Source organism: Pseudomonas sp. 05L36 (genome assembly GCF_056398125.1).
Map to the genome: position 1 here is coordinate 154,130 of NZ_JBFTOU010000002.1, position 23,975 is coordinate 178,104.

Annotated in this window: 18 protein-coding genes; 15 read left to right on the plus strand and 3 right to left on the minus strand. The window is 60.9% G+C overall.

Annotated elements, in window-relative coordinates; all coding sequences use genetic code 11:
- Positions 1-56 precede the first annotated feature (56 nt).
- The 4 genes from AC1DKH_RS02515 (at position 57) to AC1DKH_RS02530 (ending at position 3,422) form a co-directional block, all read left to right on the plus strand.
- Positions 57-1,022 (plus strand): L-carnitine dehydrogenase, encoded by a 966-nt coding sequence (locus AC1DKH_RS02515; RefSeq protein ID WP_046039357.1) that lies wholly within the window; start codon positions 57-59, stop codon positions 1,020-1,022.
- Between the two features lie 135 nt (positions 1,023-1,157).
- A complete protein-coding gene (locus tag AC1DKH_RS02520; RefSeq protein ID WP_477797329.1) occupies positions 1,158-1,634 on the plus strand; it encodes a thioesterase family protein in 477 nt (158 codons plus the stop codon).
- 13 nt (positions 1,635-1,647) lie between these two features.
- Positions 1,648-2,811, plus strand: coding sequence for a gamma-butyrobetaine dioxygenase (locus AC1DKH_RS02525; RefSeq protein WP_477797330.1), 1,164 nt, complete (start codon positions 1,648-1,650; stop codon positions 2,809-2,811).
- 344 nt (positions 2,812-3,155) lie between these two features.
- A complete protein-coding gene (locus AC1DKH_RS02530; RefSeq protein ID WP_007995656.1) occupies positions 3,156-3,422 on the plus strand; it encodes a hypothetical protein in 267 nt (88 codons plus the stop codon).
- A gap of 111 nt (positions 3,423-3,533) precedes the next feature.
- Here AC1DKH_RS02530 and gbdR read toward each other — a convergent pair whose 3' ends face one another.
- Together gbdR and AC1DKH_RS02540 are read right to left on the minus strand one after the other, a co-directional pair.
- Complete coding sequence (gene gbdR, locus AC1DKH_RS02535) at positions 3,534-4,637, minus strand: choline metabolism transcriptional regulator GbdR (RefSeq protein ID WP_007975492.1); 1,104 nt, start codon at positions 4,635-4,637, stop codon at positions 3,534-3,536.
- 539 nt (positions 4,638-5,176) lie between these two features.
- Complete coding sequence (locus tag AC1DKH_RS02540; protein ID WP_477760723.1) at positions 5,177-6,553, minus strand: L-serine ammonia-lyase; 1,377 nt, start codon at positions 6,551-6,553, stop codon at positions 5,177-5,179.
- 435 nt (positions 6,554-6,988) lie between these two features.
- Between AC1DKH_RS02540 and AC1DKH_RS02545 the strand changes: the two genes are divergently transcribed.
- From AC1DKH_RS02545 to choV, 3 genes are all read left to right on the plus strand, one after another.
- Positions 6,989-7,933: a choline ABC transporter substrate-binding protein gene (locus AC1DKH_RS02545; protein ID WP_046039346.1), complete on the plus strand. Its 945-nt coding sequence runs from the start codon at positions 6,989-6,991 to the stop codon at positions 7,931-7,933.
- A gap of 66 nt (positions 7,934-7,999) precedes the next feature.
- Positions 8,000-8,845, plus strand: coding sequence for a choline ABC transporter permease subunit (choW, locus tag AC1DKH_RS02550; RefSeq protein WP_477752446.1), 846 nt, complete (start codon positions 8,000-8,002; stop codon positions 8,843-8,845).
- Positions 8,842-10,020, plus strand: coding sequence for a choline ABC transporter ATP-binding protein (choV, locus tag AC1DKH_RS02555; RefSeq protein WP_477760724.1), 1,179 nt, complete (start codon positions 8,842-8,844; stop codon positions 10,018-10,020). The genes choW and choV overlap by 4 nt, the downstream gene beginning before the upstream one ends.
- 190 nt (positions 10,021-10,210) lie before the next feature.
- Here choV and AC1DKH_RS02560 read toward each other — a convergent pair whose 3' ends face one another.
- Positions 10,211-12,151 carry a BCCT family transporter gene (locus tag AC1DKH_RS02560; protein WP_477760727.1) on the minus strand — a complete coding sequence of 647 codons (1,941 nt, stop codon included), beginning with the start codon at positions 12,149-12,151 and terminating at the stop codon, positions 10,211-10,213.
- Between the two features lie 380 nt (positions 12,152-12,531).
- Between AC1DKH_RS02560 and betI the strand changes: the two genes are divergently transcribed.
- The 8 genes from betI to AC1DKH_RS02600 all read left to right on the plus strand — a co-directional run bounded on the left by betI (position 12,532) and on the right by AC1DKH_RS02600 (position 23,891).
- Positions 12,532-13,125, plus strand: a complete 594-nt coding sequence (gene betI, locus AC1DKH_RS02565) for a transcriptional regulator BetI (protein ID WP_223445474.1) — start codon at positions 12,532-12,534, stop codon at positions 13,123-13,125.
- A 62-nt stretch (positions 13,126-13,187) separates the two neighbouring features.
- Entirely contained in the window at positions 13,188-14,660 is a 1,473-nt protein-coding gene (betB, locus tag AC1DKH_RS02570; RefSeq protein ID WP_477752449.1) for a betaine-aldehyde dehydrogenase, read from the plus strand.
- 135 nt (positions 14,661-14,795) lie between these two features.
- Positions 14,796-16,496: a choline dehydrogenase gene (betA, locus tag AC1DKH_RS02575; RefSeq protein WP_477760725.1), complete on the plus strand. Its 1,701-nt coding sequence runs from the start codon at positions 14,796-14,798 to the stop codon at positions 16,494-16,496.
- A gap of 287 nt (positions 16,497-16,783) precedes the next feature.
- On the plus strand, positions 16,784-18,226 hold the full coding sequence (locus tag AC1DKH_RS02580) for a TldD/PmbA family protein (RefSeq protein WP_477797331.1): 1,443 nt from the start codon (positions 16,784-16,786) through the stop codon (positions 18,224-18,226).
- A complete protein-coding gene (locus AC1DKH_RS02585) occupies positions 18,226-19,563 on the plus strand; it encodes a TldD/PmbA family protein (RefSeq protein WP_477797332.1) in 1,338 nt (445 codons plus the stop codon). Before AC1DKH_RS02580 ends, AC1DKH_RS02585 begins: the two co-directional genes overlap by 1 nt.
- Before the next feature lie 148 nt (positions 19,564-19,711).
- Positions 19,712-21,139: a multidrug transporter subunit MdtD gene (gene mdtD / locus AC1DKH_RS02590; protein ID WP_477752453.1), complete on the plus strand. Its 1,428-nt coding sequence runs from the start codon at positions 19,712-19,714 to the stop codon at positions 21,137-21,139.
- A gap of 105 nt (positions 21,140-21,244) precedes the next feature.
- Positions 21,245-22,582 (plus strand): ATP-dependent RNA helicase DbpA, encoded by a 1,338-nt coding sequence (gene dbpA / locus AC1DKH_RS02595; RefSeq protein ID WP_477752507.1) that lies wholly within the window; start codon positions 21,245-21,247, stop codon positions 22,580-22,582.
- Positions 22,583-22,712: 130 nt separating this feature from the next.
- Entirely contained in the window at positions 22,713-23,891 is a 1,179-nt protein-coding gene (locus AC1DKH_RS02600; RefSeq protein WP_477797333.1) for a BaiN/RdsA family NAD(P)/FAD-dependent oxidoreductase, read from the plus strand.
- The last annotated feature ends 84 nt before the right edge of the window (positions 23,892-23,975 follow it).

Sequence of the window (23,975 nt, forward strand, 5' to 3'; positions counted from 1 at the left end):
ATCGCGAGCAAGCCCGCTCCCACAGTTTTTTTCCGAGCCAAATTCAGGAATCGACCATGACCTTCATCACCGAAATCAAAACCTTCGCAGCGTTAGGCAGCGGTGTCATCGGCAGCGGTTGGGTGTCCCGCGCCCTCGCCCATGGTCTGGATGTAGTGGCCTGGGACCCGGCCCCCGGCGCTGAAGCCGCCTTGCGCAAACGCGTCGCCAATGCCTGGGGCGCGCTGGAGAAACAAGGCCTGGCGCCGGGTGCATCGCAGGATCGCCTGCGCTTTGTCGCGACCATCGAAGAGTGCGTGCGCGATGCCGATTTCATCCAGGAAAGCGCCCCGGAACGGCTGGAGCTGAAACTGGACCTGCACAGCAAAATCAGCGCGGCAGCCAAGCCCAATGCCTTGATCGGTTCCAGCACCTCTGGCCTGTTGCCAAGCGAGTTCTACGAGAGCGCCACGCACCCGGAGCGCTGCGTGGTCGGTCACCCGTTCAACCCGGTTTACCTGCTGCCGTTGGTCGAAGTAGTCGGCGGCAAAAACACCGCCCCTGAAGCGGTGCAAGCCGCGATGAAGGTCTATGAATCCCTGGGAATGCGCCCGCTGCACGTGCGCAAGGAAGTACCGGGTTTCATCGCCGACCGTCTGCTCGAAGCGCTGTGGCGTGAAGCGCTGCACCTGGTCAACGACGGCGTGGCGACCACCGGTGAAATCGACGATGCAATCCGTTTCGGCGCAGGCTTGCGCTGGTCGTTCATGGGCACCTTCCTGACCTACACCCTGGCCGGCGGCGATGCCGGTATGCGCCACTTCATGGCGCAGTTCGGCCCGGCGTTGCAATTGCCGTGGACCTACCTGCCGGCACCGGAGCTGACCGACAAACTGATCGACGACGTGGTCGATGGCACCAGCGATCAACTGGGCAAACACAGCATTTCGGCGCTGGAGCGCTATCGTGATGACTGCCTGCTGGCGGTGCTGGAGGCGGTGAAGACCACCAAAGAGAAGCATGGGATGGCTTTCAGCGAGTAATCCGTCAACAGGGCCGGCCCCATCGCGAGCAGGCTCGCTCCTACACTGGTTTTGCGTCGTTCAAAAATCCAATGTAGGAGCGAGCCTGCTCGCGATAGCGGCAGCCCAGTCACCATCAATGTTGGAACTAACATCATGCCCACCCTCACCACCTACCAAACCACCATCATCCCCGACTGGGTCGACTACAACGGCCACCTGCGCGACGCCTTCTACCTGCTGATCTTCAGCTACGCCACCGATGCCCTGATGGATCGCCTGGGCCTGGACAGCAACAGCCGCGAGGCAAGCGGCAACTCGCTGTTCACCCTCGAACTGCACCTCAATTACCTGCACGAAGTGAAGCTCGACGCCCAAGTCGAAGTGCACACCCAAATCATCGCCCACGACAGCAAGCGCGTGCACCTCTACCACAGCCTGCATCTGGTCGGTGATGCCCAGGAACTTGCCGGCAACGAACAGATGCTGCTGCACGTGGATCTCGCCGGGCCGCGTTCGGCACCGTTCAGCGAACTGTCCTTGAGCCGGTTGCAAGCCATCGTCGCCGAACAGGCGGACCTGCCAACGCCCGAGTACATTGGCCGAGTGATCGCATTACCTCCAAAAAAATAACAAGGAGATCGCCATGAACACCGCCGCTGCATTTGCCGACTTTCGTACCTATCCGTTGATCAGCGCGCTGACTGGCGTGCAGACTCTGGCGGACCATGTTCTGGTGAAGTGGGCCGACAATCGCGTCAGCCCTTTCCACCATCAATGGCTGCGGGATAACTGCCCGTGCCCGCAGTGCGTCTACACCGTGACCCGCGAGCAAGTGCTGGAAATCGTCGATGTGGCTCAAGATCTGATGCCCGATAACGCCAGTATCGACGGCGATGGCTGTTTGTCGATTGATTGGCAGGACGGCCACTCAAGTCGCTTCGACCCTGGCTGGCTGCGCGCCCATGCCTATGACGACGAATCCCGTGCCGAACGCCAGGCACGCAAGCCGAAAGCCTGGCTTTGGCACAGCGACTTGCAGTTGCCAGTGTTCGAATACCAGGCGCTGATGAACGACTCCGGCGCCTTGTTGCAATGGTTGTTGGCGGTGCGCGATGTCGGGCTTACCCAGGTCCGTGGTGTACCGACCGAGCCCGGCTCGTTGAAGTTGATTGCCCAACGCATTTCCTTCATCCGCGAGAGCAATTTCGGCGTGCTGTTCAACGTGCAATCCAAGGCCGACGCCGACAGCAACGCCTATACCGCGCTCAACCTGCCGCTGCACAGCGATTTGCCGACCCGGGAGTTGCAACCGGGGCTGCAATTTTTGCATTGCCTGGTCAATGACGCCGAGGGTGGCGAGAGCATTTTTGTCGACGGTTTTGCCATCGCCGACGCCTTGCGCCGGGAAGACCCCGAATCCTTCAAAAGCCTCTGCGAAATCCCCGTAGAGTTTCGCAACAAGGACCGCCACAGCGACTACCGCTGTCTCGCGCCGATCATTGCCCTGGATGCGTTGGGGCAGGTGTCGGAAATCCGCATGGCGAACTTTCTGCGCGGACCGTTCGATGCGTCGGTGGAACAGATGCCCAGGCTCTATCGCGCCTACCGGCGCTTTATCGCGATGACCCGCGAGCCTCGATTCAGGTTGATGCAGCGGCTCAATCCCGGGGAGCTGTGGTGCTTCGACAACCGCCGCACCCTGCATGCCCGCAACGCCTTCGACCCGGCCACCGGGGCGCGGCATTTCCAGGGTTGCTATGTTGACCGGGATGAGTTGTTGTCGCGGATTCTGGTGTTGCAGCGTTAAATCACTAAAAGATCGCAGCCTTCGGCAGCTCCTACAGAGATCGTGTTTCAACTGTAGGAGCTGCCGAAGGCTGCGATCTTTTGCTTTTCAACCGACCAAAAAAAGCCCCGATCAAGCCGTGACAGGATCGAGGCAGAGGGTACTGTTGAGGAGCTGCCGTGCGAGGGTGACCAAACCTTCGTGAAGCGAGCTGAGTCCAGTGTGCCCCCTCCTTTGGCCGGTAAGTTGCCCGAAAACGACCTGTTCATAGCCAATGCTGCCATTGCGACAATTCGCCCTTGCCGACACCCGGCACCCCCACCAGAATCGAACCACGACACCGTTCCCTGAAGAAGGATTGCGTCATGATGCACGCCGATTTGATAGACCAGGAAGACCTGTTGGGCCAGCTCAAGTCATTGGGATTCGAGGTGCCCACCGGCGCCACCGCCGAGCAGGCCTGCGAGTGTGCGGTACGGGGGTTGAACGATGTGCGGGCGATGACGCTGCGGACCATGGTCAAGCAGATGTACACCAGCAGCGCAACCATTTTGCCGGCGGTACGCCAGGCGATCGACAAGCAGTTGTTGCCGGCGTTGGCGGAGTACCAGCAGAGCCACACAGGCCGATAAATCCATTCGCGAGCAGGCTCGCTCCCACAGGAGATCGGGGTTGAACACAAAATGTGTGAACAACCCAATAACCTGTGGGAGCGAGCCTGCTCGCGATGAAAGCGCCTCGGTTTAGAGCCTTACACTGGCAAACGTCGACTCATTGCGCGCCTGGCTCAGCGCCGACAACGGCCCGGACAACGGCGACAGCACCAGCGCTTGCGGCAGCGGCATCATCGCCACTTGCTGGGTAGTGTTGGACCCTACGCGCTCGTCACGCGGCGGAATGCCGAAGTATTCGCGGTAGCACTTGGAGAAGTGCGGCGTGGACACAAAACCGCACACCGACGCCACTTCGATGATCGACATCGGCGTTTGCTTGAGCAGCTGGCGCGCGCGGATCAGGCGCAGCTTCAAGTAGTAACGCGACGGCGAACAGTGCAGGTATTTCTGGAACAGGCGTTCGAGCTGACGACGGGACACCGCGACATACACCGCCAGTTCGTCCAGGTCGATCGGCTCTTCGAGGTTGGCTTCCATCAACGCGACGATTTCCTGCAACTTCGGCTGGTTGGTGCCGAGCATGTGCTTGAGCGGCACACGCTGGTGATCCTGTTCGTTGCGGATACGCTCGTAGACGAACATTTCCGAAATGGCCGCCGACAGCTCACGACCGTGATCGCGGCTGATCAGGTGCAGCATCATGTCCAGCGGCGCGGTACCGCCGGAGCTGGTGAAACGGTTACGGTCGAGGGTGAACAAGCGAGTGCTCATCGCTACACGCGGGAAAGCTTCCTGCATCGCCGCCAGACATTCCCAGTGCACGCTGCAATCGAAACCGTCGAGCAGGCCGGCGCAGGCCAGGGCCCAACTGCCGGTGCACACAGCGCCGAGGCGGCGAGACTGGCGGGCCTGGCTTTGCAGCCATGACACGTGTTCGCGGGTAACAGTGCGCTGGATGCCGATACCGCCGCAGACGATGACGGTGTCCATTGGCGGGGCTTTGTGCATGGAGGCATCGGGGGTGATCTGCAGGCCGTCACTGGCCCAGACCTGGCCGCCATCGACGGTGAGGGTGGTCCAGCGATACAGCTCGCGACCGGACAACTGGTTGGCCATGCGCAGGGGTTCCACTGCGGAGGCCAGAGAAATCAGCGTGAAATTGTCCAGCAGCAGAAAGCCGATGGATTGAGGCGCACGGTTCTGGGGTTGGGCCCCGGAGTTGAACGTCGTCATCGCGGTATCTCCTCACACAAAGCGGGTGATGGCCTCAGGCGGAGGCTCTTTTTATTGCCATCGTTCTCGCGTGGGAGACGGGCTTTGTAATGACAGAGCAATTGCCATGCCTAAATTTGAATGCGCGTTCAATAACTCCTAAAAACGACGTCGGAATGTGTCTATATATGTCTTGCAAGGCAGGGGGATTTAAATGGCCATCAGGACTGGCAAGCGCCCCGGCCCACAAGCTGTGAGCAATTCGGTAGCACTTGTGGGAACGGCGTTGCGCCGCGTCGGTAAGGAGTGTCACCGCAGGCACGGGTGACGGGCGGTCGAAGGCTGGTTGGCTCTCGATCAGTGGCAAGGCGATTTATCTGAGAGCGACGCGCTAAAAGGTGGCGCGTTTTCGAGCGGGTGTTCACTTAGCGCGCAGTTTTGACTGGTCTGGCAGTGCGTAGGAGCTGGCTTGCCAGCGAAGAGGCCAATACATCCGACACATCTTCAGCGGTAAAACCACTGCTTTCGCTGGCAAGCCAGCTCCTACAGGGACCTGTGTGTCAGCACTCCACCGCACTCACCGCCAACCCACCCCGCGATGTCTCTTTATATTTGTCATGCATGTCGGCACCGGTATCGCGCATGGTGCGGATCACCCGATCCAGCGAAATAAAGTGCTGGCCATCACCGCGCAATGCCATTTGCGCGGCATTGATCGCTTTTACCGCGGCAATCGCATTGCGCTCGATGCACGGCACCTGGACCAGTCCACCCACCGGGTCGCAGGTCAGGCCGAGGTTGTGCTCCAGACCGATCTCCGCCGCGTTGCACAGTTGCTCTGGCGTGGCGCCAAGGATTTCCGCCAGTCCGGCCGCCGCCATGGCGCAGGCCGAACCGACTTCGCCCTGGCAGCCGACTTCGGCACCGGAGATCGAGGCGTTCTTCTTGCACAGGATTCCCACCGCCGCCGCGCCGAGGAAGTAATCGACGACATTGGCGTCGGTCACCGCTTCGCTGAATTTCATGAAGTAGTGCAGCACTGCCGGAATGATCCCCGCGGCGCCGTTGGTCGGTGCCGTAACCATGCGCCCGCCGGCGGCGTTTTCTTCGTTGACCGCCAGGGCGAACAGGTTGACCCACTCCATGGCACTCAAGGTCGAGCCGATCACATTGGGTTTGTTCAATTCCTGCAAGCTGCGGTGCAGCTTGGCCGCACGACGGCGCACGTTCAGGCCGCCGGGCAGGATGCCTTCGTGTTTGAGGCCCTGTTCAACGCAATCCTGCATGGCGCGCCAGAGCTTCATCAGGCCGCTGCGGATTTCGTCCTCGCTGCGCCACACCCTCTCGTTAGCCATCATTAATTCAGCCACGCGCAGGTTATGTTTTTTACACAGTTCCAGCAGCTCGGCAGCGCTGGAAAAGTCATATGGCAACACGGTGCGGTCGAGGTCGACGACACCGCTGGAGGCCTGTGCCTCATCGACGACAAAACCGCCGCCGACCGAATAGTAGGTGTCGCGATGCAACTCGCCGTCAACGCCCTCGACAATAAGGGTCATGGCGTTGGGGTGGAATGGCAGGTTCTCGTCGATCAGGCGCATGTCCCGGGCCCAGATGAAGGGCACCGGCAAGCGACTGTCGAGCAGCAGCGTATCGGTCTCGCGAAGGGCCTGAATACGTATGCCGATTTGCGACGGATCGATCGCATCCGGCCACTCGCCCATCAGGCCCATGATCACCGCGTTGTCACTGCCGTGGCCGATACCGGTGGCCGACAACGAGCCGAACAGCTGGACTTCGACACGTCGCACCTGTTCAAGCAGCCCGCGCTCGCGCAAGCCCTGCACAAACAACGCCGCCGCCCGCATGGGCCCTACGGTGTGTGAACTGGAAGGGCCGATGCCGATTTTGAACAGGTCGAAAACACTGATAGCCATTACTGCCGAACTCCTGGATAGGCCCACTGCGCACGCGAAAGCGCACGGTGACGGAGCTGCTACGCTCAAGCTGCAATCCGCCGGGATGACCGCATCATCAAGCTTTTATCCAGTTGTTCGACGTCTCTAACCGACGCACTCATGCCCACCAGCGCCGCGTGTCTTTTACGCTGTGTTTTCGCCGTTTTTTTGCGGTTCAGAGGGGAAAATCGGGCTGAAAAAATCTGTAAACGACGTCACCGACACTGGATGCGACCATCCCTGTACTGGATACGACGCACCCTGTAGGCGTCAGATTTTCACTGGTACATGATCATATCGACTCGATTGCAAGGCGACGTGGTAGAGCTGTCTCCAGAACGCCATCCAACCGCAACCTATAAGTGCGGTGGTCCAGTCGGAACACTGCCAAAAAAAACACCAAGGAGTCCATCCATGAAAGGTTCCCCGTCGTTGTTGTTGGCCGCCATGCTTAGTCTGCCGGTTCTGGCGCAAGCCGCAGAACCGGCACAATGCAGTACCGTAAACTTCTCCGATGTCGGCTGGACCGACATCACCGCAACTACCGCGACCACCAGCGTTGTGCTCAACGCCCTCGGCTACAAGACCAAGACCACCATGATTTCCGTACCCGTGACCTACAAGTCCCTGGCCGACGGCAAGAACATGGACGTGTTCCTGGGCAACTGGATGCCGACCATGGAAAACGACATCAAGGCCTACCGCGATGCCGGCACCGTGGAAACCTTGCGCACCAACCTCAAGGGCGCCAAGTACACCCTCGCCGTCCCTCAGGCGCTGTACGACAAGGGCCTGCATGACTTCGCCGATATCGCCAAGTTCAAGAAAGAGCTCGATGGCAAGATCTACGGCATCGAGCCTGGCAACGACGGCAATCGTCTGATCCAGAGCATGATCGACAAAGATGCCTTCGGCCTGAAGGCCGCCGGTTTCAAAGTCGTCGAATCCTCCGAAGCCGGCATGCTGTCGCAGGTCGACCGCGCGCAGAAACGCGACACCGCCGTGGTGTTCCTGGGCTGGGCGCCGCACCCGATGAACAAGCGCTTCAAGATTCAATACCTGACCGGTGGTGATGACTTCTTCGGCCCGGACTTCGGTGCCGCCACCGTGGCGACCAACACCCGCAAGGGTTACGCGCAGGAGTGCGGCAACGTTGGTCAGTTGCTGAAGAACCTGGAGTTCACCGTCGACATGGAAAGTGAACTGATGGGCAACATCCTGGACGACAAGATGAAGCCTGACGCGGCCGCCAAGGCCTGGCTGAAAAAGAATCCACAGGTGCTCGATACCTGGCTCGCTGGCGTGACCACCATTGACGGTAAACCTGGCCTGGAGGCCGTGAAAGCCAAACTGCAGTAATCGCTTATGCCGGGCAGGTTCGCCTGCCCGGGCTGTTTATTTCCTTGCATGCGGACGTTCACTACCATGCTGATTGATCAGAAAATACCCCTAGGCCAGTACATCGCGCGCTTCGTTGAATGGTTGACGCAACACGGCGCCAGCACCTTCGACGCAATCGCCGTGACACTGGAAACGATGATCCACGGCGTGACGTTTGCGCTGACCTGGTTCAACCCGCTGGCACTGATCGGCCTGATCGCACTACTGGCACACTACATTCAACGCAAATGGGGTCTGACCGCGTTTGTCGTTGCCTCCTTTCTGCTGATCCTCAATCTGGGGTACTGGCAGGAGACCATGGAAACCCTCGCCCAGGTGCTGTTCGCCACCCTGGTCTGCGTGGTCATCGGCGTGCCGCTGGGCATCGTCGCCGCGCACAAGCCGATGTTCTATACTTTAATGCGTCCGGTACTCGATCTGATGCAGACCGTACCGACCTTCGTGTACCTCATTCCTACCCTCACCCTCTTCGGGCTGGGTGTGGTCCCGGGCCTGATCTCCACGGTTGTGTTCGCGATTGCCGCGCCCATCCGCCTGACCTACCTGGGTATCCGCGATGTTCCGGAAGAATTGATGGACGCCGGCAAGGCCTTTGGCTGCTCGCGACGTCAGCTGCTCTCGCGGATCGAACTGCCCCACGCCATGCCAAGCATCGCGGCCGGTATCACCCAGTGCATCATGCTGTCGTTGTCGATGGTGGTGATCGCAGCACTGGTGGGCGCCGATGGCCTGGGCAAACCGGTGGTCAACGCACTGAACACTGCTGATATCGCCCTGGGCTTCGAAGCAGGCCTGGCGATCGTACTGCTGGCGATCATGCTCGACCGTATCTGCAAACAACCCGACGCCAAAGTAGGGGGTGACGCATGAGCATAATTCGCTTCGATAACGTTGACGTTATCTTCTCCAAGGATCCACGCGAGGCACTCAAGCTGCTGGATCAAGGCATGACCCGCAACGAAATCCTGAAAAAGACCGGGCAGATTGTCGGCGTTGAAAAGGCCAGCCTGGATATCGAAAAAGGTGAAATCTGCGTACTGATGGGTCTGTCCGGCTCCGGCAAGTCCAGCCTGTTGCGCTGCATCAACGGCCTCAACACCGTCAGCCGCGGCAAGCTGTTCGTCGAGCACGAAGGCAAGCAGATCGACATTGCCTCGTGCACGCCGGCAGAACTGAAAATGATGCGCACCAAGCGCATTGCGATGGTGTTCCAGAAGTTCGCCCTGATGCCCTGGTTGACCGTTCGCGAAAACATCAGCTTTGGCCTGGAAATGCAGGGTCGCCCCGAGAAAGAACGCCGCAAACTGGTGGACGACAAGCTTGAGCTGGTGGGCCTGACCCAGTGGCGCAACAAGAAACCCAACGAGCTGTCCGGTGGTATGCAACAACGCGTGGGCCTGGCCCGCGCACTGGCGATGGACGCCGACATTCTGCTGATGGACGAACCGTTCTCGGCACTCGACCCGCTGATCCGCCAGGGCCTGCAAGACGAACTGCTGGAACTGCAACGCAAGCTGCACAAGACCATCGTCTTCGTGAGCCACGACCTTGATGAAGCGCTGAAACTCGGCAGCCGTATCGCGATCATGAAGGACGGCCGGATCATCCAGTACAGCAAGCCGGAAGAAATCGTCCTCAACCCGGCGGACGACTACGTGCGGACCTTCGTGGCTCACACCAACCCGCTGAACGTACTGTGCGGTCGCAGCCTGATGCGCACCCTGGACAACTGCAAACGCATCAACGGTTCGGTGTGCCTGGATCCGGGCGGCGATTCGTGGCTGGACCTGGCCGAAGGCAACACCATCAAGGGCGCTCGCCAGAACGGGTCTGCGCTGGACTTGCAGAACTGGGTACCGGGTCAGGCCGTTGAAGGCCTGGGTCGTCGACCAACCCTGGTGGACTCGAACATCGGCATGCGCGATGCGCTGCAGATTCGTTATCAGACCGGCAACAAGCTGGTGCTGCATGACAACAACAAGGTGGTGGGGATTCTTGGCGACAGCGAGCTGTATCACGCACTGCTCGGCAAGAACCTGGGATAAGGCAACAGAAACGAAAACGCCGCGAGAGATCGCGGCGTTTTTGTTTGTAGAAAGATCAAAAGATCGTCCGAACGCGGCCCGAACCTTCGGCAGCTCCTGCAGGGGAATGCATTCGGCGTAGGAGCTGCCGAAGGCTGCGATCTTTTCAAGCGGCGACGCGGTGCAACTGATACACCGCGCCACTCACTTCTTAGCTATAAACCCGGCCAAGGAGCTGCCGATGGCTTTCAAACTGATCGAGCACGTCACGGGTGATCTGATCCTGGGTGAAGCCCATCAAGTCGTAGTCCTGGCTGCCGTTGTGCAGATACACCTCGGCACGGTAGTAACGCTGACGTGCCTCATCGGACTGAGCCGATTCGGTTGGCGTGGCCAGGTAACCGTCCAGACTCACTTCGTAGACAAACGGATTACCCTCTTCCATCTCGGTGCGCAGGCCCATGCAGCGCTTGGACTTGCCCAGCAGCGTCTGCACTTGCAGACCTTGAGCACGCATTTGCACGGCGGCATCTTCCAGTGCCGGGCTGACGTGCTTGTCCATGAAACGCTGCACCACCGACTGGCTCGGTTGCAGGTCCAGCTGGGTCAAGCGCTCGCTGAAACCACGGCGACCGCGTGCCGCCAGTTCCGCTTGCTCCTGTTCGATCTGCACGTCCTGGCGCATGGCCTTGTGCAAGCCGAACATGAAGAACACCAGCACCACCGAGAACGGCAGACCGGCCAGCACCACCATGGTTTGCATGGCTTCGAAGTTGCCGGCGAACAGCAGGCCGATGGTCACCAGGGTGATCACCGCCGACCAGAAGATCCGCAACCAGTGCGGAGCGTCTTCATCGACGGTGCCACCCTTGCAGGACAGGTTGGCCATCATCACCGCACCGGAGTCCGCCGGGGTCAGGAACAGCACGAAACCAACGAAGATCGACACGCCGATCACCACCTTCGACGCCGGGTAATGCTCCAGCAACTGGTAGATCGCCATGGACGGCTGTTCCAGCGCCGTCTTCCCGAGTTCTACCGCCCCGTGGTTCATCACCAGGTCCAGGGCCGAGTTACCGAAGATCGACAACCACGCCAGGGTGAAGCCCAGCGGAATCAGCAGCACGCCGGCGACCAGTTCGCGCACGGTACGACCACGGGAAATACGCGCGATGAACATGCCCACGAATGGCGCCCAGGAAATCCACCAGGCCCAGTAGAACAGGGTCCACAGGCCCAGCCAGCGGTCGGACTTCTCACTGTCGCCTTCGTACACATAGAGGTCGAAAGTCTTCAGCACCACACCGTTCAGGTAGTCACCGACGTTCTGTACGAAGCCGTTGAGCAGGTGCAGGGTCGGGCCGAACAACAGGACGAAAATCAGCAGGCCACTGAACAGAACGATGTTGAGGTTGGACAGGCGACGGATGCCGTTTTCCACGCCCGACACAGCGGCAATGGTCGCCACGGTGCTCATCACGATGATCACGATCAGCAGGTTGGTGTTGCTGTGTTCCATGCCGAACAGGTTTTCCAGCCCCGACGACACTTGCAGCGAACCAATCCCCAGGTTCGTCACCAGCCCCAGCAGGGTCACGAACATGCCGAAGCCGTCCACCGCATGCCCGGCCGCGCCCTTGACCCAACGCTCGCCCACCAGCGGATACAACGCCGAACGCAACGCCAGCGGCTGGTTATGCCGGTAGGCAAAGTAGGCAACGGCCAGACCGACCAATGCGTAAATCGCCCAGCCGTGCAGGCCCCAGTGCAGGAATGTCAGCTGCACGGCCTGACGGGCGGCAAGGTTGCTGCCGGCCACGCCTTCCGGCGGATTGAAGTAGTGGTCCAGCGGCTCCGACGCGCCGAAGTACAGCAACGAGATGCCGATACCCGACGAGAACAGCATCCCCGCCCAGGCGCCGTAGCTGAAGTCCGGGGTGTCGTCCTTGCTGCCGAGCTTGAGTTTGCCGTAGGACGAAAACGCCAGGCCGACGACAAAAATCAGGTAGGCGGCGATCACCACCATGTAGTACCAGCCGAAGCTGCGGGACAACCAGGCTTGCGCCGTACCCAGCATTCTGCCGGCCTCTTGCGGGGCGATGATCAGAATGGCGGTCAACAACAGAATCAACGCGGTAGAGGTGTAGAACACCCAACCGTTGACCGTCACCTTCTCGGGTGGGGTCTTTATTAGCGAGGCAGAACTCATGGCACAGATGCTCCGGGCAGTGCGAGAGAAGAACGCAAGACAAACGAGTTACCCGACCAATCGGTTAGTGGGCAGCCGACCGGCGGGTGATATAAAGACAGCCCGAAAAAAGCCCGAAACCCCTGGAGCGCCGCAGCGCGTAGGTTTCGAGCAGTTTCGGAAGTCGTTTTTTCCGCCGCTACATGTAGGAAAAATCTGTAGGCAGCGACGATTTGTCGCAGATCTTATTCTTTGTTGATTGAACGTTCAATCAAAACAAAATAGACTGGCCTCAACCCGGTAGCCGTTCTACGCCCACCGGAAGGCCTAAGGAGATGTGCAAGATGCCCAAGGTCGGTATGCAACCCATCCGCCGCCAGCAATTGATCGAAGCCACTTTGCAGGCCGTCGATCAGGTCGGCATGGGGGACGCCAGCATTGCGCTGATCGCCCGTTTGGCCGGTGTCTCGAATGGCATCATCAGTCACTACTTTCAGGACAAGAATGGCCTGATTGCCGCCACCATGGGGTACCTGATGACCGTCCTCAGCGAGAACGTCACCCTGCGCCGACAGGCGCTGAAAGATGACAGCCCGAGGGCGCATCTGCAGGTGATCATCGAGGGCAACTTCGATGCCAGCCAGGTCAATGGCCCGGCAATGAAAACCTGGCTGGCCTTCTGGGCCACCAGCATGCACCAGCCGTCTTTGCACAGGTTGCAGCGGATCAACGATCACCGTCTGTATTCCAACCTGTGCTGCCAGTTCCGCCGCGTGCTGCCGCTCAATGATGCGCGCAGCGCCGCCCGAGGCCTGGCAGCGTTGATCGACGGCTTGTGGTTGCGCGGCGCGCTGTCGGGAGATGCTTTCGACACCGGGCAGGCACAACAGATTGCTTACGAATACATGGATACCCAACTGGCCAAGCGGGTGAGTTAGAGCACACATAAACGCTCAACCACCGGACCGTGCCAACCACTTAATGCTCTTGCGAGGACTTTATGGCCCGTTTCGAACTGCAAAAACTCTACATCGATGGTGCGTACAGCGACGCCAGCAGCGACGCCACTTTCGAAGCCATCAACCCGGCTAACGGTGAAGTCCTCGCAAAAGTACAACGTGCGACCAAGGAAGACGTCGAGCGCGCTGTGGTAAGTGCCGAAAAGGGTCAGAAAATCTGGGCCGCGATGACCGCCATGGAGCGTTCGCGCATCCTGCGTCGTGCCGTGGAAATCCTGCGCGAGCGCAACGATGAGCTGGCCGCCCTGGAAACCCTGGACACCGGCAAGGCCTACTCCGAAACCCGCTACGTCGACATCGTCACCGGCGCTGACGTGCTGGAGTACTACGCAGGCCTGGTACCGGCCATCGAAGGCGAGCAGATTCCGCTGCGCACCACTTCGTTCGTCTACACCCGTCGCGAGCCGCTGGGCATCGTGGCCGGTATCGGCGCATGGAACTACCCGATCCAGATCGCCCTGTGGAAATCCGCACCTGCCCTGGCGGCCGGTAACGCGATGATCTTCAAGCCAAGTGAAGTCACCTCGCTGACCACCCTGAAACTGGCCGAGATCTACACCGAAGCCGGCGTGCCAAACGGCGTGTTCAACGTCCTGACTGGCAGCGGCCGCGAAGTCGGCACCTGGCTGACCGAGCACCCGCGCATCGAGAAAGTCTCGTTCACCGGCGGCACCGACACCGGCAAGAAAGTCATGGCCAGCGCTTCGGCCTCGTCGCTCAAGGATGTGACCATGGAACTGGGCGGCAAGTCGCCGCTGATCATCTGCGACGACGCCGACCTCGATCGCGCCGCCGACACCGCGATGATGGCCAACTTCTACAGCTCTGGCCAGGTCTGCACCAACGGCACTCGCGTGTTCGTACCGGCCCACCTGAAAGCCGCTTTCGAAGCCAAGATCGTTGAGCGCGTTGCACGCATCCGCATCGGCAACCCGCAAGACGAAAACACCAACTTCGGTCCGCTGGTCAGCTTTGCGCACATGGAAAGCGTGCTGGGCTACATCGCCAAGGGCAAGGAAGAAGGCGCCCGCGTCCTGTGCGGCGGCGAGCGTCTGACCGACGGCGAATTCGCCAAAGGTGCCTTCGTGGCCCCGACCGTGTTCACCGACTGCACCGACGACATGACCATCGTCCGTGAAGAAATCTTTGGCCCGGTGATGGCGATCCTCACCTACGAAACCGAAGAAGAAGTGATCCGGCGCGCCAACGACACCGACTTCGGCCTGGCCGCCGGTATCGTCACCAAGGACCTGAACCGCGCCCACCGCGTGATTCATCAACTGGAAGCCGGTATCTGCTGGATCAACGCCTGGGGCGAGTCCGACGCGAAGATGCCGGTCGGCGGCTATAAGCAGTCGGGTGTCGGCCGTGAGAACGGCATCAGCTCGCTGAACAACTTCACCCGCATCAAATCGGTACAGGTCGAGCTGGGCGATTACGTCTCGGTGTTCTAAGACCCGAGTCTTGTATTGCCTGCGAGGGCTTCTTCGCGGGCAAGCCCGCTCCCTTGTAGGAGCGAGCTTGCTCGCGATTGAGTGCGCAGTACTCATCGAGGCTCGACCTGACCCACATCAAAGAGGGTGCATTCAATGTCCCAAGAATTCGACTACATCATCATCGGTGCCGGCTCGGCCGGTAACACCCTGGCGACCCGTCTGACCGAAGACGCAGGTGTCACCGTCCTGCTGCTCGAAGCGGGCGGCCCGGACTACCGCTTGGACTTCCGCACGCAAATGCCGGCCGCCCTGGCGTTCCCGCTGCAAGGCCGTCGCTACAACTGGGCCTACGAAACCGATCCTGAGCCACATATGGACGGTCGTCGCATGGAGTGCGGTCGCGGCAAGGGCCTGGGTGGCTCTTCACTGATCAACGGCATGTGCTACATCCGCGGCAACGCCATGGACTACGACGGCTGGGCGAAACTGCCAGGCCTTGAGGACTGGTCGTACCTGGACTGCCTGCCGTACTTCCGTAAAGCGGAAACCCGCGACATCGGCCCGAACGACTACCACGGTGGCGACGGCCCGGTCAGCGTGACCACGCCGAAAGCCGGCAACAACCCGCTGTTCCACGCCATGGTTGAAGCCGGCGTGCAGGCCGGTTACCCGCGTACCGAAGACTTGAACGGATACCAGCAGGAAGGCTTCGGCCCGATGGACCGCACCGTGACGCCGGAGGGTCGTCGTGCCTCCACCGCCCGCGGCTACCTGGACGTGGCCAAGAAACGTTCAACCCTGACCATCGTCACCCACGCCCTGACTGACAAGATCCTGTTCGAAGGCAAGCGTGCAGTCGGCGTGCGTTACCTGGTCGGCGCCGCAGAAGAGCGCGTTGAGGTCAAGGCGCGCAAGGAAGTGCTGCTGTGCTCCGGCGCCATCGCTTCGCCGCAGATCCTGCAACGCTCCGGCGTCGGCCCGGCCGAGTTGCTGAACAAGCTCGATATTCCGGTGGTCCACGACCTGCCGGGCGTCGGTGAAAACCTGCAGGATCACCTTGAGCTGTACCTGCAATACGCTTGCACCCAACCGGTTTCGCTGTACCCGTCGCTGCTCTTGCACAACCAGCCGGCCATCGGTGCCGAATGGCTGTTCAACGGCACCGGCATCGGCGCCAGCAATCAGTTCGAAGCCGGCGGTTTCATCCGCACCCGTCCGGAATTCGAATGGCCGAACATCCAGTACCACTTCCTGCCGGTAGCGATTAACTACAACGGCAGCAACGGTGTGAAAGAGCACGGCTTCCAGGCGCACATGGGCTCCATGCGTTCGCCAAGCCGCGGTCGCATCCAGGCCAAGTCCAAGGACCCGCGCCAGCACCCGAGCATCCTGTTCAACTACATGGCCACCGAACAGGACTGGCAAGAATTCCGCGACGGCATCCGCCTGACCCGTGAAATCATGCAGCAGCCTGCACTGGACGCCTTCCGTGGTCGCGAGATCAGCCCGGGCATCGACGTGCAGAGCGATGAGCAACTGGACAAGTTCATCCGCGAGCACGCCGAAACCGCGTTCCACCCGTCCTGCTCCTGCAAGATGGGCACCGACGAAATGGCCGTGGTCGATGGCGAAGGTCGCGTGCATGGCATGCAAGGCCTGCGTGTGGTCGATGCGTCGATCATGCCGATCATCACCACCGGCAACCTGAATGCACCAACGATCATGATGGCCGAGAAAATCGCCGACAAGATCCGTGGCCGCAAGCCGTTGCCGCGCAGCACCGCCACTTACTATGTGGCGGGTGAAGCGCCGGTGAAGGGCAAGCCGGTGCGGGAATTGAGCCAGACTGCATAAGGCGACAAACCGCGTCGAACCTATCGCGAGCAAGCTCGCTCCCACAGGTTTCGGGTTGGAATGCAGATTTGTGATCCAACCGAGTCCCCTGTGGGAGCGAGCTTGCTCCGGGCGGCGTTCCGACGATGGCGCCCGAACAAACAACACACAGCTCCCAGTAATCCCTCCTCCACAGATCCAAACTTGATCCTCCCCCCCTCGCAGGCCTAATCTAGCGCCACGCAATCGTTTCACCCCTCCCCTCGCAGCACCGCTCCACCGCCACTCCATACCCAGGAGGTTCACGAATGTTCGATTTCTACCCCCAGCTCAAGCAGCGCTTCGCTGCCTTGCGCACGGGTGCTGAATTCTTTTCCCTGCGTTATGTGCGCGAATCCGGGCAGTACCTGTCGGTGCGCAAGAACGTCGCCGAACCGCCAAGCCTGAGCCGTGACGAAGGGGCGATGCTGACCGTGCGGGTCAATGGCGTCGAGGCCTATGCGGCCACCAACGACCTGTCGCAACAGGGCCTGCAAGCTGCCCTCGAACGCGCCGAACTCCAGGCCCGTCGACTCAAGCCCCACGCCTTGCTGGACCTGCGCGAGCAGGCTGTTTCCAGCGACCGCGCCGATTATTTTTCGCCCAACCTCGACCAGGCGTTCCCGTCCCTGAGCGACTGCTACCAACTGCTTGGCACCGAGTCGGCCGCCGTACCCAAGGACGAGCGCCTGGTGAACTGGCAGGTCAGCCTCGGCATCACCCACGTCGAGCAGATCTACCTCAACAGCGCCGGTGCCGAACTGCGCCAGGCCCAACGCTTTGTCTACCCCGGCCTGGACGTCACGGCCTACGATGGTAACGACAGCCAGACCCGCAGCCTGGGCCGCGAGAACTTCGGCCAGCAAGGCGCGGCGGACGTCATCAGCCGCTGCGGCCTGATCGGTGCCGGTGCCCAGGTGGCCGATCAGGCCCTGCAATTGCTCCTGGCACCGAACACCCCGCAAGGCAAGCGCGACCTGCTGCTGATGCCCGACCAGATGATGCTGCAAATCCACGAGTCCATCGGCCACCCGCTGGAGCTGGACCGCATCCTCGGTGACGAGCGCAACTACGCCGGCACCAGTTTCGTCAAAGCCTGCGATTTCGGCCGCCTGCAATACGGTTCCGGCCTGCTCAACGTGACCTTCGACCCGGACATCCCCGAGGAGCTCGCCAGCTACGGCCATGACGACGACGGCACGCCCGCCAGCAAACAGTTCCTGATCCGTGAAGGCCTGTTGCTGCGCCCGCTGGGTGGTGCGCTGTCGCAATTCCGGGCCGGCATGGACGGCGTCGCCAACAGCCGCGCCTGCGGCTGGAACCGCCCGCCGATCGACCGCATGGCCAACCTCAACATCGAGCCCGGTGATCAGTCCATCGAACAGCTGATCGGCGGTATCGAACACGGCGTGCTGATGTCGACCAACCGTTCCTGGTCGATCGACGATGCGCGCAACAAATTCCAGTTCGGCTGCGAATGGGGCCAACTGATCGAAAACGGCGAACTCAAGGGCGTGGTGAAGAATCCCAATTACAGGGGCATCTCCGCGCAGTTCTGGAAAAGCCTCAGCGCCGTCGGCGATGCCAGTACCCTCAAGGTCCTCGGCACACCGAACTGCGGCAAGGGCGAACCGAACCAGGTGATCCGCGTCGGCCACGCGTCACCGGCCTGTGTGTTCAGCAACGTTGATGTATTCGGAGGAGACGCCTGATGAATCCTTCAAACAGCCAGTCCGCGTCGTTCAGGGCGCTGGTCAACAGCCTGCGTGCAGCGCTTCACGAGCCCGAGCAGTTCACCCTCAGCTACGCCGCCGAGTCGTCGGCCTTCGTGCGTTTCAACCACGCCAAGGTGCGTCAGGCCGGTCAGGTGCAGCAGGCGAGTATCGGCCTGAAACTGATCAACGAAGGCCGGCATGCCGACCTGCACATCACCCTGGCCGGCGATCCGCAGGTGGATGCGCAGCGCCTGAGCGAAGGTCTGCAACAGTTGCGTGAAACCCTGCCGCTGCTGCCTGCGGACCCGTACCTGCTGCTCAACCACAACGGCTGGCAGAGCAACAACGTGCAGTCGCATCCGCTGCCGGACACCGAGCAGGTAGTCGCTGAAATCACCCACGCTGCCGAAGGCCTGGACTTGGTCGGCTTCTATGCCGCAGGTCCCATCAGTCGCGGCTTTGCCAGTTCTTCGGGCGCCTTCGGCTGGCATCAGGCCAACAGTTTCAACTTCGACTTCAGCCTGTTCCACGAGAATGGCCAGGCCGTGAAAGCCAGCTACGCCGGGCACGACTGGAACAGCGAAGGCTTTGCCAAACGCTTCCAGCAAGCCCGCGAGCAGCTTGAGTTTCTGGGTCGGCCGCTACGCACTTTGGCGCCCGGCCAATACCGCGCTTACCTGGCACCGGCGGCGCTGGAGGAAATCATGGGCATGTTGTGCTGGGGTGGTTTCTCGGCACAGTCGATTGCCAGCAAAAGCAGCCCGCTGCAAAAGCTCTACGGTGGCGACAGCGCGTTCAGTCCGCTGGTCTCGCTGGATGAAAAAGTCACCGGCTCGCTGAGCCCGGCGTTCTCCGACGAAGGTTATCCGCGCAGCGATCTGGGGTTGATCGTCAATGGCAAGGCCGGGGCACAACTGGTCAGCTCGCGCAGTGCTGCGGAATACGGTTTGACCGCCAACGGCGCCAGCGGCGGTGAATCACCGAGTGCGCTGAACATGAAAGCCGGGGTATTGCCTGACACGGACATCCTCAAGCAACTGGGCACAGGGCTGTACATCAGCAACCTGTGGTACCTGAACTTCTCGGATCAACCGGCCGCACGCCTGACCGGCATGACCCGCTTTGCCACGTTCTGGGTCGAGAACGGCGAGATCCAGGCACCGGTCAGCACCATGCGCTTCGATGACAGCGCCTTCAGCCTGCTTGGTTCGCAGCTGGAAGCGTTGACCGAGGAGCGGGAGTTGCTGTTGTCGGCGAGTACCTACAGCCAGCGGGCGACGGCTTCGGCGTTGTTGCCGGGGGCGCTGGTCAGCCGACTAACTTTGACACTGTAAACACGCCTACCCCTGTAGGAGCGAGCCTGCTCGCGATGGTCGTGAACGATGACGCGTGCTGCCTGGAAAAATGCATCGCCTTCACATTCATCGCGAGCAAGCTCGCTCCTACAGGAACGGAGTAAAGCTCACACTGACAAGAGGTTCCATGCCCAACCGCCCACCTCTCGACGCTGTCACCGCCCGTTGGGTGCCGTGGGTCGTCGCAATCGCCTTCTTCATGCAGTCCCTCGACGGGACGATTCTCAACACTGCCCTGCCAGCCATGGCCCGCGACTTGGCCGAAGACCCATTGCGCATGCAGGGTGTGATCATCGCTTACATGCTCACGGTCGCGTTGCTGATCCCGGCTTCGGGCTGGATAGCCGATCGCTTCGGCACCCGAAAGATCTTTTTCAGTGCGATTCTGTTGTTCAGCTTCGGCTCGCTGCTCTGCGCATTGTCGAGCAGCCTGAGCATGCTGATCGGCGCCCGGGTGATCCAGGGCCTGGGTGGCGCGTTGATGTTGCCGGTCGGGCGGCTGGTGGTGTTGCGCGCCTACCCGCGTTCGGAACTGGTGCGGATCATGGGCTTCATCACCATTCCCGGGCTGCTCGGCCCCTTGATCGGCCCGACCATGGGCGGCTGGATGGTGCAATACCTGACCTGGCACTGGATCTTCCTGATCAACCTGCCAGTGGGTCTGGTCGGTTGCTACGCCGTGTGGAAATTCATCCCCGACCTTCGCGGCACCGAGCGCACCCGTTTCGATAGCCTGGGTTTCGTGCTGTTCGGCGCGGCGATGATTCTGATCACCATCGCCATGGAAGGCCTGGGCGAACTGCACCTGCCGCATTTGCGGGTGATGTTGCTGCTGTTCGGCGGCATGGCGTGCCTGGCGGCGTACTGGCTGCGCGCCGGGCATATCGACAACCCGCTGTTCGCGCCGTCGCTGTTCAAGACCCGGACCTTTGCCGTGGGCATTCTCGGCAACCTGTTCGCCCGCCTCGGCAGCGGCGCCCTGCCCTTTCTGGTGCCGTTGCTGTTGCAAGTGGCGCTGGGCTATTCGCCATCCCAGGCCGGGATGAGCATGTTGCCGCTGGCGGCGGCGGCGATGATCGCCAAGTGGGTCGCGCGGCCGCTGATCGAGCGTTTGGGTTATCGCATCGTGCTCACCGGCAACACCCTGGCGCTGGGGATCATGCTGGCGAGCATGGGTCTGGTCAGTGAGCAGACGCCGTACTGGCTGCTGCTGTGCCTGCTGGCGATCCTCGGGGCGATCAACTCCTTGCAGTTCACCGCGATGAACACCGTGACCCTGATCGACCTCGACGACGCCAGCGCCAGCAGCGGCAACAGCCTGCTGTCGGTGGTCGCGCAATTGTCCCTGAGCCTGGGCGTGGCCTGCGCGGGTGCATTGCTCGGTGGCTTTACGGCGGAGATCGGCAATGACGGCGTGGAGACGGTTTTGGGCGCCTTTCAACTAACGTTCGTGACGGTTGGAATCATGGCAATGCTGGCTGCAACGATCTTTTCCCAGCTCTCCCGGGAAGACGGACGGCGCGTCAAGCGTCCGGAAGAGCACATCGAACCTTAGGGCGAATGGCCATCGGACTGGTACACTGCGCGACATTTTGTTTTGCAGGCCAGTCCCGTGACCACCATCGCCACCGAATTTAATACTTTGCCGCTGTCCGCCGCCATGCTGGCTAACCTCGACTCCCTCGGTTATGCCCAGATGACGCCGATCCAGGCGCAAAGCTTGCCGGTGATCCTCAAGGGGATGGACCTGATCGCCCAGGCCAAGACCGGCAGCGGCAAGACCGCTGCCTTTGGCATCGGCCTGCTGAACCCGATCAATCCGCGTTACTTCGGTTGCCAGGCGCTGATCCTGTGCCCGACCCGCGAGCTGGCTGACCAGGTCGCCAAGGAAATCCGTCGCCTGGCCCGTGCCGAAGACAACATCAAGGTCCTGACCCTGTGCGGCGGCGTGTCCCTCGGCCCGCAGATCGCTTCGCTGGAACACGGCGCGCACATCATCGTCGGCACCCCGGGACGCATCCAGCAGCACCTGCGCAAAGGTTCGCTGGTACTCCACGGCCTCAACACCCTGATCCTCGACGAAGCCGACCGCATGCTCGACATGGGTTTCTACGATTCCATCGAAGAAATCATCATGCAGGCCCCGGAGCGTCGCCAGACCCTGCTGTTCTCCGCCACCTACCCGGTAGGCATCAAGCAGCTGGCCTCGAAGTTCATGCGCAACCCGCAGCAAGTGAAGGCCGAAGCGTTCCACGACGACACGCAGATCGAGCAGCGCTTCTACGAGATTTCCCCGGACGACCGCATGAGTGCGGTGACCAAGGTCCTTGGCCACTTCCGCCCGGCCTCCTGCGTGGCCTTCTGCTACACCAAGCAGCAGGTTCAGGAAACCGTCGACCACCTGACCGCCAAAGGCATTTCCGCCGTCGGCCTGCACGGCGATCTGGAACAGCGTGACCGCGACCAGGTACTGGCGATGTTCGCCAACCGCAGTACTTCGGTGCTGGTGGCGACCGACGTGGCCGCGCGCGGCCTCGATATCGATTCCCTGGACATGGTGATCAACGTCGAATTGGCCCGTGATTCGGAAATCCACATCCACCGTGTCGGCCGTACCGGTCGTGCCGGTGAGAAAGGCCTCGCGATCAGCCTTGTCGCGCCGTCCGAAGCACAGCGCGCACAAGCCATCGAGCAATTGCAGAAGACGCCGCTGACCTGGGATCAGGTGGACAACCTCACCTCCAAGGGTGGTGGCCCGCTGCTGCCGCAGATGAGCACCCTGTGCATCGCTGCCGGCCGCAAGGACAAGGTTCGCCCGGGCGACATTCTTGGCGCACTGACCGGTGACGCCGGTATCCCCGGTGCCCAGGTCGGCAAGATCGCGATTTTCGACTTCCAGGCCTATGTGGCCGTGGAGCGCGGCGTCGCCAAGCAGGCCTTGCAGCGCCTGAACGACGGCAAGATCAAGGGCCGTGCGTTGCGCGTTCGTATCCTTTAAAACCGCCACACATCTCCCTGTGTAGGAGCTGCCGCAGGCTGCGATCTTTTKATTTTGCTTTTAAAAAACAATATCAAAAGATCGCAGCCTGCGGCAGCTCCTACAGGTACGTAATGCAGAGGACACCGTTTTGCGCTCTACCGAAGTCGTGATCATTGGCGCTGGCGCCGCAGGGTTGATGTGTGCACTGACCGCCGCCGGGCGCGGGCGCAAGGTGCTGTTGCTCGACCATGCCAACAAGGCCGGCAAGAAAATCCTGATGTCGGGCGGTGGTCGCTGCAATTTCACCAACATGTACACAGAGCCGAGCAATTTCCTCTCGCAGAATGCGCACTTCTGCAAATCCGCCCTGGCCCGTTACACCCAATGGGATTTCATCGGCATGGTGGCCAAGCATGGCGTGCCGTACCACGAGAAAAAACTCGGCCAGTTGTTCTGCGATAACAAATCCAGCGACATCCTCGAAATGCTCCTGAATGAGTGCGACCAGGTCGGCGTCAGCCTGCATCTGGACACATCGATCCAGACCATCGAGAAGCTCGAAACGGGCTATTTGCTGGACACATCGCTTGACCAGATAACGTGCGAATCGCTGGTGATCGCCACTGGCGGCCTGTCGATCCCGACCCTGGGCGCCACCGGTTTCGGCTACCAGGTCGCCAGGCAATTCGGCCACGAGCTGCTGCCGACCCGCGCCGGTCTCGTGCCGTTCACCATCACCGACCAGCTCAAGGCCTTGTGCACCGAGTTGTCCGGTACGTCGGTGGATTGCCTCGTGAGCTGCAATGACCAGAGCTTCCGCGAGAACATCCTGTTCACCCACCGCGGTCTCAGCGGCCCGGCGATTTTGCAGATTTCGTCATTCTGGGAATCCGGCGATACCGTCGAGATCAACCTGATGCCCGACCACGACGTACCAAACTGGCTGCAACAGCAACAGGCCGAACGTCCCAACAGCGAGCTGAAAACCCTGCTCGGGGAAATCTTCACCAAGAAGATGGCCAATCTGTTGGCGGACAACTGGTTCGTGTCCAAACCGATGAAACAGTACACCCACGCGGAACTGGCCGATATCGCGGAAAAACTGGCGAGCTGGAAAGTCGTGCCGGCGGGCACCGAAGGCTATCGCACCGCCGAGGTGACCTTGGGTGGCGTCAACACCAATGAAGTGTCGTCCAAGACCATGGAATCGCTGAAAAGCCCGGGGCTGTACTTCGTCGGTGAAGTGCTCGACGTGACCGGGCATCTGGGCGGGTTCAACTTCCAGTGGGCGTGGGCTTCCGGTTACGCCGCCGCGCAGTACGTCTGATTCAAAAATCCACACAATCCCTGTGGGAGCGAGCTTGCTCGCGATGAGGCCATAACATTCAACAGAGATGTTGACTGACAGGCC